This is a genomic window from Bacillus sp. BC08, from assembly GCF_054326875.1.
In genome coordinates this window covers 1-14,627 of the sequence record NZ_JBTGPA010000030.1, presented here as the reverse complement: position 1 = coordinate 14,627, position 14,627 = coordinate 1, and the positions used below count along the sequence as shown (strand labels likewise).

Genomic DNA, 14,627 nt, shown 5'->3' with positions numbered 1-14,627 from the left:
TGCAGGGGATTTCCCGGCAGGTTTGTCCTATTAGAGGGGGGATTATGTGCAAGGTATAAAAAGATATTTGCAATTTGTTAAACCATATCGGTGGCTTATTGCTATTACGATTATGATTGGTCTAGTTAAATTCGGCATTCCGCTTATTATGCCGTGGTTATTAAAATATATTATTGATGATGTAATTCAAGGCGGAGGGTCACTTCAAGATAAAACATCCCAATTAGTAACAGCTGTTGGGATTGCTTTTTTTATTTTTGCAGTAGTGAGACCGCCAATTGAATATTATCGTCAATATTTCGCGCAGCGTATCGCAAATACGATACTATATGATTTGCGAAAACATATTTTTGGTCATTTGCAAAAGTTGAGTTTACGCTATTATTCGAATACAAAAACAGGAGAGATTATTTCACGTGTCATTCATGATGTAGAACAAACGAAGGACTTTGTAATTACTGGTTTGATGAATGTTTGGTTGGATACGGCAACAATCGCTATTGCTATTATTGTTATGTTTTCTATGAATGTAAAATTAACATTTGTTGCGCTATTAATTTTACCTATTTATGTAGTGGCAGTGAAATATTTTTTCGGACGTCTTCGAAAATTGACGAAAGAGCGTTCACAAGCTTTAGCAACGATGCAAGGGTATTTACATGAACGTATTCAAGGGATGCAAGTGACACGTAGCTTTGCATTAGAAGAGTACGAGGGTAAGCAGTTTGAAAAAAGAAATAATGAATTTTTGACGAAAGCGTTAACGCATACGAGTTGGACTGCAAGGACATTTTCAGCAGTGAATACGTTAACCGATTTAGGCCCGTTACTTGTAATCGGTTTTGCAGCGTACGAAGTGATTCAGGGGCAGTTAACATTAGGGACTATGGTTGCCTTTGTTGGATATATGGATAGTTTGTATAGTCCGCTTCGACGTCTTGTTAATTCCTCTACAACATTAACACAGTCTTTCGCATCGATGGATCGAGTGTTTGAATTGTTAGATGAGAAATACGATATTGTCAATGTGCCAAGTGCGGTACAAACGACAAAATTAAATGGTGAAGTGATATTTGATAATGTATCTTTTCGTTACAATGCAGATGAAAAAGAGATATTACATAACCTTTCGTTAACTATGGTGCCAGGAGAGAAGGTAGCACTTGTAGGAGCAAGTGGGGGAGGGAAGTCATCTCTTGCTAGTTTAATCCCGCGTTTCTATGATGTTTCTTCAGGTGCAGTGTATGTAGATGGGATAGATGTTAGAAAGTATGATATGAGAAATTTACGTAGTCATATTGGAATTGTACTGCAAGATAATTTGTTATTTAGTGATACAATCGGGGCAAATATTTTATATGGAAATCCTAAAGCTACAGAGGAAGAAGTGATTGCAGCTGCCAAAGCTGCGCAAATTCATGATTTTATTATAGAGTTACCTGATGGTTATGATACTGTCGTTGGGGAACGTGGTGTGAAGTTATCTGGTGGGCAAAGGCAACGTGTAGCGATTGCACGAGTGTTTCTAAAGAACCCATCGTTACTTATATTAGATGAAGCGACATCCGCTTTAGATTTAGAAAATGAACGGTATATTCAAGAGGCGCTTCAGACGTTAGCTGCTGATCGAACGACGATCATAATCGCACATCGATTGGCGACGATTACGCATGTGGATACGATTATTTATATTGAAGATGGTGAAATTAAAGAAACAGGTTCTCATGAAGAGTTAATGAAAAAAAGAGGGTTTTATTACAATTTATATCAACTTCAACATATAACAGAAACAGCTCCTTTAGCGTAAAAGGAGCTGTTTTCTTTATTCGTCTTCTTTTTTATCTTCGATTTGGAGTTCTGCTTCTGGTTTATGGTATGTGTAGAAACTATCCACAAGTAAATCTAAATGCTCTACTTCTTCACTATAGTTAATAATGGCAGAAATAAGAGGGAAGAGGTGTAGCCATGTTTTATACGCTTCCTCATCGTCCTTGTTTTGATAATCCATAAAGATATCAATTAATTCTTGTTTACCTGTTTCAACTTCATCAAGCATTTCAACAGATTGTTGTTTTTTTGCTTTACCAATAAATTTTAATAAAACTTGTTCATGATAATGGGTTAATGAGTCAAGTTCGTTTTGGATAGATTCCTGAAATTCTTCTGGCATATAGCGCAGTTCATTTTCAGTACGATGTAATGATTTTAACGTACTTAAAGCACGGCTTGTCGTCGCTAACATTTGTCTGAATAAAACGAGCTTACGAATTTTTGCGAACTGTACTTTTTTCGTGTAGCTTCTTTCTTCTTTATACAGCAAATAGTAATGGTTTAGTTTGATCATTTTTTCTTTCATACGATCAATATCAGTTTTTAGCGTTGTAAAATCAGAAGCTTGCCTGCTATTCATTCGAATCCATTTTACAATTTCTTCTGTATTATCAACGATACGATGATAGAGTTTTGTTTCGTATTTTGGCGGCATAAACACTAAATTTACAAGTGAAGCCGCAATAATTCCAATCATAATCGTCGCAAAGCGAAGTAAGGCAAAACTAAAGAAATCTTCGCCCTGATACTCCATAATGGCGATAACTGTTACTAAAGCAATTGATATTGTGTTTTCTAATCGTAATTGTAACGTAAGCGCAATTACTAATATACATGTTAATCCAATAATAAAAGGATTATGTCCAAAAGCAGTAGCAAATACGATAGCGAATACCGCGCCAATGACGTTTGCTTGAATTTGCTCAAGAGCTGTTAAATACGAGCGGTATACAGACGGTTGAACAGCGAATATAGCTGAGATTCCGGCAAATACTGGACTCGGTAACTGAAGTAAAATACAAGCAAATAAAGCTAACGTGATGGCGATACCCGTTTTTAAAATGCGAGCACCAAGTTTCATACCCTTAATAAGATCCTTTCTCTTGTCATAATGAATGTACAACATGATACTATACATTCATTACAATATGTTAGCAAGTGATATTTTAGTGACGTTAATAAGAAATTAAGATTCATTTTATACTTTTTCCTAATTCTTTTTAAACATCAGTTTTTAGTAAAAAAACCTGCTGAATTTCAGCAGGTTTCAAATTGTTACTATAGATTACTATGAGAAGTGTACTTCGTCAATTTATCCCGCTTTAATGGGCAGTAAGATCCCCACCTCAAAATTCAGCGAAAGCAAAGAATTTAGGTGGGGAGTCAACTGCCCATAAAAGTCCGATTGGTGAGGGCTGATTAAAGTTTCACTTTATTCTTGAAAATGAAAGTTAGGTATATCACTCTGTTGAGATAGAAGGGTCAGCTTGCTCTTTTTTCGGGATAATTTCAAAAAACTGTTGCTGCATATCATCGAGTAACGGTGTTAATAAAGCAACTTCCTCGTATTGCTCATGCTCATTTAGTACACGAATATAATCTAGCAATAACTCAGTTACATCTTGCACACCATTTTTACTAATTGTTTGTAATGTAACATTTGCTCCTTTTGCGATTCTTCTTTTTAAAGCCTGTTCAGTTAAACCTAAGCTTGAATCATGACGTAAATATACAACACCGCCAGTCATACCAGCACAGATCCATGGACCAGGATCCCCTAAAACAAGCGCTCGCCCATTTGTCATATATTCAAAAGCGAAACCTTTAATATTAGAGTATGCACCTATATTCCCTTGCTCTTTTTCACGGAGTGGCTTTGTCATACGCCCTCCAATTATCATGTCTGCTCCAGAAAGGCGAATGCCAGCGCGAGCATCAGCATTACCTTGAACGTATAGCGCTCCTTTTTGTGCACCGTATCCAAAACCTTTTCCGACAGAACCGTTATAATATATGCCGTCTTTTCCTTTTGCTTTTGTTATATAAATACCACCACCAAAGGAGGTTTTACCAATACCATCTTGTGCACCGCCATTTACGTGTATAAATAAGTTCTCACTATTGTAAGCACCTAATCCATTTCCAGGAATAGAGCCATTCGTATACTTTAATGTAAGTGGTTCAAGCTTGGTGTCTTCATATAATTTACTACGAACGCGATAGCAAGATTCTAGGCCACCCATAACGCGATGCTCTACGCCAACGCCTACTAATTCTTTTGAATGAGGGGAATGAACTGTTTCCAATTGTTTTTCCGATACGTATTCTGTTTGTGTAACAGGTGGATGTTCTATCGTTTGTAGTAAATTATATAAGTCTAATGAATTTTCGCCTCGAACTTGCTCTAATAAATCGGAACGCCCAACAATTTCTTGTAAATTTGTATAACCAAGATTTCCTGTTAATCGTTTTAGTTCTACGCCAAAAGTGGTGAATAAATGTAATAATCCAGCGACGGCGCTTTCTAATTTGCGTGGGACGAAGCGGCGTAATCCATGTTCTTTCGCCTGAGCTTCAGACTCAATTTGTGTTGCAATTCCAACGTGACAAGTATCAAGGTGACATCCGCGGCAAGTTGTACAGCCGATTGCAATCATAGATAATGTACCAAAACCAATACGGTTTGCCCCAAGAAGCATGATTTTCAAGGCGTCATTGACACTTCGAATACCACCGTCAGCCCAAATTTCTACCTTGTGTCTCATATTTGCTTCTAATAAAGCATTGTGAGCGGCTTTCACACCGATTTCTACAGGGAGACCTACATGTTGCAATGCGTGAATACGCGCAGCACCTGTACCACCATCAAATCCGCTAATGTTAATAAAATCAGCACCAGCTTTTGCGATACCGACAGCAATTGTTCCAATGTTAGGGACAACAGGGACCTTTACAGCTACTTTCGCAAGTTGATTAGCCGTTTTAATCTCTGTAATCATTTGAGCCAAATCTTCAATGGAATAAATATCATGGTTGTTAGAAGGTGAAATTAAATCTGAGCCAATTGTAGCATTACGTGCTTCAGCGATTTTGGCTGTTACTTTTGAACCTGGTAAATGTCCACCTTCACCAGGCTTTGCGCCTTGCCCAATTTTTATTTCAATTAAGTTTGATGAATTTAGTAGTTCAGCATTTACGCCAAATCGCCCAGATGCAACTTGTTGTCCACGTGTATGTGGATACTTTCCAATCATATCTTTAATTTCACCGCCTTCACCGTTCAAGCTAATCATATTTAGCTGATCGGCCGCTTCTGCATATGCGCGAAAGGCAACTTCATTTTGAGAACCGAATGACATGGAACTAATAATAAATGGTAAATCATGATTGTGAATGCTGATGGACACTTCTTCAGCGGGAACTACATGTTTTGCTTGTTTCGTTTGAACAAGGTGTCTAATTGCAATTGGGTTATTTTCTTCTAATTCACTTAACTTGTCACGGTAATCATCATAAGAGTTTCCTTTTGCGACATCGCCGATTGCTTTCCAAATTCGCGGGAATATATGAAAAGATTTTCGCATTCTAACTTTAGGATCGTTGTAATCATCTGCTCGCATTTGTGCATCTTCAGCAAGTGATTCAAGCGAAAAAGCTAGATTATTTGACCCGAAGAAATTCGTAATTTGTAATATATTTGCGATTTCCTCATGTAATCCGATGGAAGAATAGAGGCGACCGTAACCGCGTAATTCATGAATTCCAATTGTTGAAATGACTTTCTCTAGTCCTTTATTAAGTGCATGATATAAATTCGTAATTGGTGTTTTTGTCCCATCATTTACGGTTGCAAATAATAAATATGGATTAATACTATCTGCTCCTAATCCGTACAGTGTGACGATATCGTGTAAGGAGCGAAGGGCACCAGAACGTATAACGAGAGAGCAGTTTCGGCGTAATTTATTTTCGCTTAATACTTGATGTACTTTAGCGGTAACTAAATGCGGATCAATCCATAACTGTTCATTTAGATGAGCGTTGGCATCGTCTATTAATAGTAGGGAAGCTCCATTGTTCACGGCCTTTATCGCTTCAGAACTAATTCGATTTAAGGCGCATTGTAAAGTTTCTGCCGGACTGAATGTAGCAGAGATTGTAGCGATAGAGCTATGAGTATTGAATAGCTGTATAAGTTGTTCGTACGTAATTGTGTGTAAATCCTCTGCAATAGATTGTGCTACACTTCCTTCTAAAATAACGGGGGAAAGCATCTCAACTACAAATGGCTGTTTAGCGCCACTTAATAAACTTGGACGCTCTCCAAGTATCGTCCGTGTGGAGAAGTGTTCGACCTCTCGATCGCGATCGATTGCTGGATTTGTAACAACGGCTACACTTTCCTTAATGAAGTCAGCGATATTTCGTCTATCAGTATCGAGTGCGGCAAGTGGTGAGTCATGTCCAAGTGAGCGAATTGGCTCAACGCCTTTTGTTGCCATCTGTTCAAGAAGCTGAATATGCTCTCGGTCCCATCCAAAAGCAACATATTGCTTCGTCTCAACTTGCATAGAATCACATAATCCCGAGATTTCTTTCGTTTCAGGGATAGATAAGTTTAAATGATAACCTTTCGTATCCACTCGTTTTTTAAAACGGTTATATACTTGAGTTTGGTAGTCATCGTATTCGTAGAGTACCAGCTCATCTTGTTCATTCCACTTTAGACCGACTTTTTCTCCAGGAGCGAGTGGTTTTGGTTCTGCTATATATTCAGTTGGTGATACAACTCCAGGTTCAGATGAGAAAATATAAGAGCTTTCTGTTTCAACTTTCCATACTGGTCGTAGTCCAAGGGAATCAACGCTGAAAACAGCTTCATCTTTATAACGTGAAATAATGCCAGCTGGACCTTGCGCAAAATGGCCCCATGCTTCACGTACATACGTATATAAATCTTGTAAATGAGGTTCATAAAGTTTAATTTCATTAATAATTGGTGGGAATAGTATATCCATTGCTTCAAATAAACTGTAGTCGTATTGAACAAGTAGAGTTTCTAAGGTGCGGTTTAAATCTTGGGAGTCGCTGCCCCCAGCAGTAAGTGGAACATGAATCATGTCAGCTTGATCGCGTAATTTTGCAATGGTGTTAATTTCACCATTATGTCCGAGAACGCTAAATGGTTGTACACGAAAAAAATTAGATAATGTATTAGTAGAATAGCGGTTATGTCCTAGTGTCATAGTTGAAGCGATAAGTGGATGTTGTAAATCATTGTAATAGGCAACAAGTGTATCCCCAGCACCTAGAACTTTATATACAACATGGTCACGACTTAAAGAAGCAACATGAATCGCTTCGTTTTCCTCTATTTTGATCGTTACTGAAAATAATGTTTGCTCAATATGTTTAACTTCATTTTCCGCGATAAGAGCAACTTGCCAAAATAAAGGTTCTTCTTGTTTGCCAAGTGGACCGAGTGCATCGGAATTTATTACGTCGTCACTTTCGAAAAGGATTGCAAGGTTTTCGTTGTTTAGTTGTGTACGAATATGATTTTTTAAATTAACGATATTTGCGTTTTTGTTTAGAAAAAAATGTCCAACGATAAAGTGGGGATGATCCACGATCGTTGGAGTATATCCGCTACTTTTTAGTTTTTCATTCCAAAGTGCTTTTGGTACATCAATGTGAATGCCGATTCCATCGCCTTCACCATTAATGAAGCCAGCTCTATGATTCATTTTGACGAGTGATTGTATACAAAGGTCAATGTTTTCTTTTGTAGGAATTTTTCGTTTCTCCATAACGGAAACGATTCCGCACGCATCATGTTCTGCATTTTTATAATCTCGAAATAAAGACGGTGTCCATGTATTTGTTTTATTGAGCATCCGTCAATCCCCCCTCTTATTGAAGTTTGAATAATCTTACTATTTAAGGCGTGAGCAGCCTTGTATACAGAGATAGTAAGGATATAAAAGAAAATTAAACAGATAATTATGAATAATTATACTATTAATGAGGGATTTATGAAATAGAAAAAAGGAAAAAAGAAAGATGTGCTTTCTTTTTTCCTTTTCATGACGGGATTATTTATTCTCCGCTAAAGCAGCAAATGCTCTGCCTACAGCTTCGATTGTATATTCAATATCTTCTTTTGTATGTTCTGTCGTTAAGAACCATGCCTCATATTTAGAAGGTGCTAAGTTAACTCCTTCTTGCAGCATAAGCTTGAAGAATTTACCGAACATTTCACCGTCTGTATCTTGTGCTGCATCGTAATCTTCAATTGTATTTGTTGTGAAGTATACAGTTAAAGCACCTTTTAGTCGGTTTAATGTAATATCGATATTATGTTTTGCAGCTTGCTCTAAAATTCCCTTTTCAAGCATTGCACCAAGTTCATCTAATTTCTCATAAAGCCCTTCTTGTTGAAGAACTTCTAGACAAGCAATACCAGATGCCATAGAAGCGGGGTTTCCTGCCATTGTACCAGCTTGATATGCAGGTCCAAGCGGAGCAACTTGTTCCATAATTTCTTTCTTACCACCGTAAGCACCGATCGGAAGTCCACCGCCAATAACTTTACCAAGCGCTGTTAAGTCTGGTGTTACGCCAAGTAAGTCTTGAGCACCACCGTACATGAAGCGGAAAGCAGTAATAACTTCATCATAAATTACTAGTGCACCAGCTTCGTGAACAAGTTCATTCACTTTCTCAAGGAAGCCAGGTTTTGGCTCTACAATACCGAAGTTTCCAACAATCGGTTCTACAAGAATAGCAGCTACTTCATGTCCCCATTTATCTAATGCTTCTTTTAAAGTTTCTACATTATTAAATGGAACGGTAATAACTTCTTGAGCGATACTTTGTGGTACACCGGCTGAGTCAGGAGTTCCTAGCGTAGAAGGGCCAGATCCAGCTGCTACAAGTACTAAATCAGAATGACCGTGGTAACAACCAGCGAATTTCATAATTTTTGTGCGGCCTGTGTAAGCACGAGCGACACGAATTGTTGTCATTACTGCTTCAGTACCAGAGTTTACGAAGCGGACTTTATCTAATGCAGGCATTGCTTCTTTTAACATTTTTGCAAATTTTACTTCTAGCGCTGTTGGTGTTCCGTAAAGTACACCATTTTCAGCAGCTGTTGTAATTGCTTTTGTAATGTGCGGGTGAGCATGTCCAGTAATAATAGGACCGTATGCTGCTAAATAATCGATATATTTATTTCCGTCTACATCCCAGAAATAAGCACCTTTTCCACGTTCCATAGCAACAGGAGCGCCACCGCCAACTGCTTTAAAAGAACGAGAAGGACTATTAACGCCGCCAACAATATGTTCTAAAGCTTCTTTATGTAATGCTTCTGATTTTGTGAATTTCACTACAATTCATCTCCTTACAAAAATCTATGTATTATTCTAACATGTTTTTCGAAAAGACGTATTGTTTGTGATAGAGAAGGCAGTTGGGTAAACTATTCGTTGTGACATTTAGGAAGGGGGTCCGGTTATGAAATCGGTAATTGAGGTACAAGGATTACGTAAAGAGTTTACAGCCTATTCAAGTCGTCCGGGTTTAAAGGGTGCATTTCGCGATTTATTAAATCGTAATTATAAAATAGTACCAGCAGTAAATGACGTATCTTTTACTGTGAAACAAGGTGAAATGGTTGGGTATATTGGTGAGAATGGTGCCGGTAAATCAACGACAATTAAAATGCTTACGGGGATTTTGACTCCGACATCAGGAGAGATTTTAGTAAATGGGATGAATCCACATAAACAGAGAGAAGAATTTGTAAGAACAATTGGTGTTGTTTTCGGTCAACGCTCGCAACTTTGGTGGGATATTGCTGTACAAGAATCGTTTCGTTTATTAAAAAAGGTGTATGGTGTATCAGATGCTCAGTATAAAGAGCACATGGAGCACGTAATTGAAACGTTAGATATCGGTCCTTTATTAGATAAGCCAGTTCGAAAGTTATCTCTAGGTCAAAGAATGCGTTGTGAATTAGCTGCAGCATTAATTCATAATCCGCCGTTATTATTTTTAGATGAACCTACAATTGGGTTAGATGTTCTTGTGAAATTGAAAATACGTGAATTTTTAAAAGAAATGAATGAACGTTATAAAACAACAATTTTATTAACAACCCATGATATTACGGATATTGAAGCTTTATGTGAGCGCGTTATCATGCTGGATGAAGGAAATATTATGTATGACGGTTCTTTAAATAATCTTCGTACGCAGTGGGGAGCAGAGAAGGAAATACACTTTCAATTTATTGCACCAGTTTCCTATCAGGCTTTATCAATGGTTATGCCAGATAGTCATGTCGTTTGGTCGAAAGCAAAAGAGGAAAACGCGTGGGTTGCAAAAATACCGAATGAAGAAGTTATCATTTCAATGCTTATTTCTAAAGTAGTACAAGCATTTCAAATTAAAGATTTAAAAATTAACGAAGTGTCTACAGAGGAAATTATTCGTAACATTTATGAAGAAGGTATTAAACATGGGTAAGTATATTGAAATGATTCGAATTCGCTTTTTAATGATGCTTGCGTATCGTACAAACTATTATAGTGGGATTTTAATTTATACAATTAATATCGGTGCGTATTATTTTTTATGGCAAGCAATTTATAGCGGGAAAGAGAATATTGAAAGTTTATCTATTTCGCAAATGACTACGTATATCGCAATTGCGTGGATGGCACGTGCCTTTTATTTTAATAATATAGATAGGGAAATCGCGATGGAGATTCAAGAAGGACGTGTAGCGGTAGAACTGATTCGTCCATATAACTATTTAGGGATGAAAGTGATGCAAGGTCTCGGTGAAGGAATATTTCGTTTTGCCTTCTTTTCAATTCCAGGTATGGTTATCGTTACCTTATTATTTTCATTGCAAATTACAACGAATTTTCAAACGTGGTTATATTTCTTCTTATCTTTAATATTTAGTTTTATTATTAATACACAAATTAATTTAATGACGGGAATGCTCACGTTCTTCCTATTTAATAATAGCGGAATTATGTATGCAAAACGTGTTGTTATTGATTTGTTTTCAGGTCTATTATTACCAATTAGTTTTTATCCGTTATGGGCTCAAAAGGCAATGGTATTTTTACCGTTTCAGGCCATTAGTTATATTCCGAGTATGATTTTTTCAGAAGGTATACAAGGAAGTAAATTGTATGAGGCATTATTATTCCAAGTAATTTGGGCAATTGTACTTATTATTCCAATTGTACTCATGTGGAGAACGGCGAGAAAACGTCTAATTGTACAAGGGGGATGATGAGATGATATATATAAACCTATTTTTGCAATATGCAAGCCAATATATAAAAACAAAATTGGAGTATCGGGGCGATTTTATCGTTGGATTACTTTCTGATTTATCACTGCAGGCTGTTAATTTAATCTTTATTCTCGTTGTGTTTGGGCATACGCAAGCATTAAAAGGCTGGAGTAGAGAAGAAGTCATCTTTATTTATGGTTTCTTTTTAGTGCCGTTTGCCATTTTCTCAGCTTTCTTTAACATATGGGACTTTAATGATCGTTACATTATTAAAGGAGAAATGGATCGTATATTAACAAGACCGATTCATAGTTTGTTTCAAATTATATTAGAAAGAATGGAGCTTGAATCTTTAATTGGAGCGATTACAGGAATAATTGTAATGGGCTACGCAGCGGTGGAGTTGCAATTATCTTTTTACTGGTATGATTTCTTCTTATTCTTACTGATGGTAGGAGGGGGCGCCCTTGTATACGGAGGGATATTTGTTACGCTTGCAAGTCTTGGTTTTTGGTCGGATGCGAAAAGTTCAATTATGCCGCTAATGTATAACATAGGTAACTATGGTCGCTATCCTGTTAATATTTATAATCGTGTGATTCGCTTCATTTTAACGTTTGTATTACCATTTGCGTTTGTCGGAGTGTATCCAGCAGCATATTTTTTAAGAAAAACAGAGTGGAATAGCTATGCATTTGCAACACCATTCGTTGGTGTTATCTGTTTTACGATTGCAATCACTCTTTGGAATCAAGGGGTAAAAAGGTACCGTGGTGCTGGGAATTAATTATAGAAGCTTGTTTGTTTCTAAGGGATAAATCCAATAGCTGTCTCATACATATAAAATGAGGTGGAGGACATGTTATGGGGATTTATTCTATTAATTGTAGCAATTGCTATTTTGAGAAGTGTCCAATTGTTATGGAGTTCATATTCAGATTCTAGGCGTTTCTTTTCGCTTTATAATTTAGCCTCCTTATTTTTAATTTATACAACGGTATTGATTGCGTTTGGGTTAAGTTATGTTGTATTAGAAGAAATGGGCTTTGCAGTTTTGAAAGAAGATGGAGAAAGCTTGCATGCTCAATCTTTTCAACTCGTAGAAATTAGCTTATATTTTAGCGCAGTTACTTTATTGTCCGTTGGGTACGGTGATATAGCTCCGATTGGAATAGGGAGATGGATTGCGATTGCAGAAGCGCTAATTGGATATACATTACCGTTTGCTTTTGTCATGAGGTCTGTAATAGACAATGAAAAATAAGATTGCATTTGATATAGTAAAAGAAAAGAGTAGGAGTGATAATAATGATCACAGTAGGAGAAATGGCTCCAGAATTTACATTAGAGGGAAGTAACGGGGAACAAGTTCGCTTAGCTGATTTTCGTGGTAAAAATGTAGTTCTATATTTTTATCCGAAAGATATGACTCCAGGGTGTACAACTGAAGCGTGTGATTTTCGAGATGCATATGGATTATTTCAAGAGAAAGATACAGTTATTCTTGGTGTAAGCCCTGATTCAGCGAACAGACATCTGAAATTCATTGAGAAGCATGAACTTCCATTTGTGCTTTTAGTAGATGAAGATCATAAGGTAGCAGAATTGTACGATGTTTGGAAATTAAAAAAGAACTTTGGGAAAGAGTACATGGGAATCGAGCGTTCTACATTCCTTATTAATAAAGACGGTGAGCTTGTAAAAGAATGGCGTAAAGTGAAAGTGAAGGGACATATTGAGGATGTTCTTTCTTATATAAAGTAAATTCACTGTGGAGATAAAATATATAGAAGTAAGGCGAGTGTCTATACATATTTTATCGTCTTACATAAAGTGAAGTGTAGGGCATACCTCCTCAGATGATAATATTCCAAGTGCGATTATGTCGCACTTTTTTTCTATGTAAATGTATAGAAAATGGGGAAAGATATATAAGAATAAGGCTATATACAAAAATAAACCACATACTTATAGTAGAAATATTGACGATTTATAAGAAAAGGAGTACACTCTTTATAAGAATTATAAAATAATAATCCGTATAGAATCGGGGTGCATGACGGTGGTCAAAGAAGAATTAAAAGAAGCGCTAGAAATGCTGAAAAATACGGGTGTACGCATTACTCCACAGCGTCATGCTATTTTAGAGTACCTTGTGGAATCTATGACGCACCCAACAGCGGATGACATTTATAAAGCATTAGAAGGTAAGTTTCCAAATATGAGTGTTGCAACTGTTTATAATAACTTACGTGTATTTAAAGAGGTTGGACTTGTAAAGGAATTAACTTATGGAGACGCTTCAAGTAGATTTGATTATGTTACAAGTCAACATTATCATGTGATTTGCGAAAAATGTGGTAAGATTGTTGATTTTCCTTATGGAGGTTTGGAACAGCTTGAAGAGGAAGCTGCGAAAACGACAGGCTTCGTTATTAATAGTCATCGCTTAGAAATTTATGGCGTTTGTCCAGAGTGTCATAAGGCGTAATATATAATAAAGAAAGAGGCTGACGGCTTTACGTCAGCCTCTTTCTTTATTATATATGGGAATTGCGTTAGGTTCAGGAGGGTTTAAAATGTTCAGTGAAGAACCTAATTTGATTAAGGATAAATACAAAAGGTGATTTCTTGGTTAAGAAATCACCTTTTAATGTTTAGTTTTGTAAGGCTACATTGTACCTATATATAACTATGATTTATAGCTCTTCTTATTATATTTCTCATCAAATTCTTTTCCTTCTAGATTTCGATCCATTGTTAAAGGTTGGTTGCAATGCATACATGCGTCAACACGACCGAGCATTTTTGTTGGCTTATGGCAGCTTGGACAAATAATTTGTACCGTTTTAGTAGATAACATGCCAATCCAAAAGTAAACGACAGTACTAGCGATAACAGCTAAAAAGCCAACCATCATAAATGTTGTCATAATAATAATGTTTTCACGGAAAAAGACTCCTAAGTATGCAATGAAGAGACCGATAAATACTAAACTTAATGCAAAGGTCCGGATTTTATTGATTTTGTTTGAATACTTAATGCTCATTCTCACCACGCTCCTATAATAATAATATAACACAAAATTTAGAATTTTCACTCGTTCGGAAACATGATAAAGTGATAAGATATGAAATGCGGAGTGTGATGAAGAATGAAGGAAGACTATAATGATTTTTTGGAACATGTTTTTAAGGATTTAACGGGATGTGAAATTTTTTTATAAAAAGTATTGACCCTATATGTACTGCATGATATATTAATAACCGTCGCTGATGCGGAAACGCAGAAAACGACAAAAAAGAAATTGAAAAACTTAGTTGACATCGAAAAACGAAGATGTTAACATAAGGAAGTCGCAAATGAGCGACTAAGTAGTTCTTTGAAAACTGAACGAAACAAACAACGTGAAACGTCAATTTTTATTTTTAGATGCTAGACAAACTAACTTTATTGGAGAGTTTGATCCTGGCTC

11 protein-coding genes are annotated in these 14,627 nt (G+C 36.6%); 7 read left to right on the top strand and 4 right to left on the bottom strand.

Annotated features, from left to right (window positions below):
- Positions 1–46 precede the first annotated feature (46 nt).
- Positions 47–1,807 (top strand): ABC transporter ATP-binding protein, encoded by a 1,761-nt coding sequence (locus ACXVYO_RS09710; protein WP_458466841.1) that lies wholly within the window; start codon positions 47–49, stop codon positions 1,805–1,807.
- A gap of 15 nt (positions 1,808–1,822) precedes the next feature.
- Here ACXVYO_RS09710 and ACXVYO_RS09705 read toward each other — a convergent pair whose 3' ends face one another.
- The 3 genes from ACXVYO_RS09705 to hemL all read right to left on the bottom strand — a co-directional run bounded on the left by ACXVYO_RS09705 (position 1,823) and on the right by hemL (position 9,224).
- Entirely contained in the window at positions 1,823–2,911 is a 1,089-nt protein-coding gene (locus ACXVYO_RS09705) for an aromatic acid exporter family protein (RefSeq protein ID WP_061676753.1), read from the bottom strand.
- Positions 2,912–3,290: 379 nt separating this feature from the next.
- On the bottom strand, positions 3,291–7,727 hold the full coding sequence (locus ACXVYO_RS09700; protein WP_458466840.1) for a glutamate synthase-related protein: 4,437 nt from the start codon (positions 7,725–7,727) through the stop codon (positions 3,291–3,293).
- Positions 7,728–7,925: 198 nt separating this feature from the next.
- Entirely contained in the window at positions 7,926–9,224 is a 1,299-nt protein-coding gene (gene hemL, locus ACXVYO_RS09695; RefSeq protein ID WP_327798748.1) for a glutamate-1-semialdehyde-2,1-aminomutase, read from the bottom strand.
- 127 nt (positions 9,225–9,351) lie between these two features.
- Between hemL and ACXVYO_RS09690 the strand changes: the two genes are divergently transcribed.
- The 6 genes from ACXVYO_RS09690 to perR all read left to right on the top strand — a co-directional run bounded on the left by ACXVYO_RS09690 (position 9,352) and on the right by perR (position 13,643).
- On the top strand, positions 9,352–10,365 hold the full coding sequence (locus tag ACXVYO_RS09690; RefSeq protein WP_000843649.1) for an ABC transporter ATP-binding protein: 1,014 nt from the start codon (positions 9,352–9,354) through the stop codon (positions 10,363–10,365).
- Positions 10,358–11,149, top strand: a complete 792-nt coding sequence (locus ACXVYO_RS09685) for an ABC transporter permease (protein WP_000521523.1) — start codon at positions 10,358–10,360, stop codon at positions 11,147–11,149. The genes ACXVYO_RS09690 and ACXVYO_RS09685 overlap by 8 nt, the downstream gene beginning before the upstream one ends.
- A 4-nt stretch (positions 11,150–11,153) precedes the next feature.
- Positions 11,154–11,939, top strand: a complete 786-nt coding sequence (locus ACXVYO_RS09680; RefSeq protein ID WP_061676757.1) for an ABC transporter permease — start codon at positions 11,154–11,156, stop codon at positions 11,937–11,939.
- Between the two features lie 72 nt (positions 11,940–12,011).
- Positions 12,012–12,416: an ion channel gene (locus ACXVYO_RS09675; RefSeq protein ID WP_458466839.1), complete on the top strand. Its 405-nt coding sequence runs from the start codon at positions 12,012–12,014 to the stop codon at positions 12,414–12,416.
- Positions 12,417–12,460: 44 nt separating this feature from the next.
- Entirely contained in the window at positions 12,461–12,916 is a 456-nt protein-coding gene (bcp, locus tag ACXVYO_RS09670) for a thioredoxin-dependent thiol peroxidase (RefSeq protein WP_000633720.1), read from the top strand.
- Positions 12,917–13,214: 298 nt separating this feature from the next.
- Positions 13,215–13,643 carry a peroxide-responsive transcriptional repressor PerR gene (perR, locus tag ACXVYO_RS09665; protein ID WP_000237831.1) on the top strand — a complete coding sequence of 143 codons (429 nt, stop codon included), beginning with the start codon at positions 13,215–13,217 and terminating at the stop codon, positions 13,641–13,643.
- Positions 13,644–13,844: 201 nt separating this feature from the next.
- Here the strand turns inward: perR and ACXVYO_RS09660 are convergent, their stop codons facing one another.
- On the bottom strand, positions 13,845–14,201 hold the full coding sequence (locus ACXVYO_RS09660) for a YgzB family protein (protein ID WP_229136801.1): 357 nt from the start codon (positions 14,199–14,201) through the stop codon (positions 13,845–13,847).
- Between the last annotated feature and the right edge of the window lie 426 nt (positions 14,202–14,627).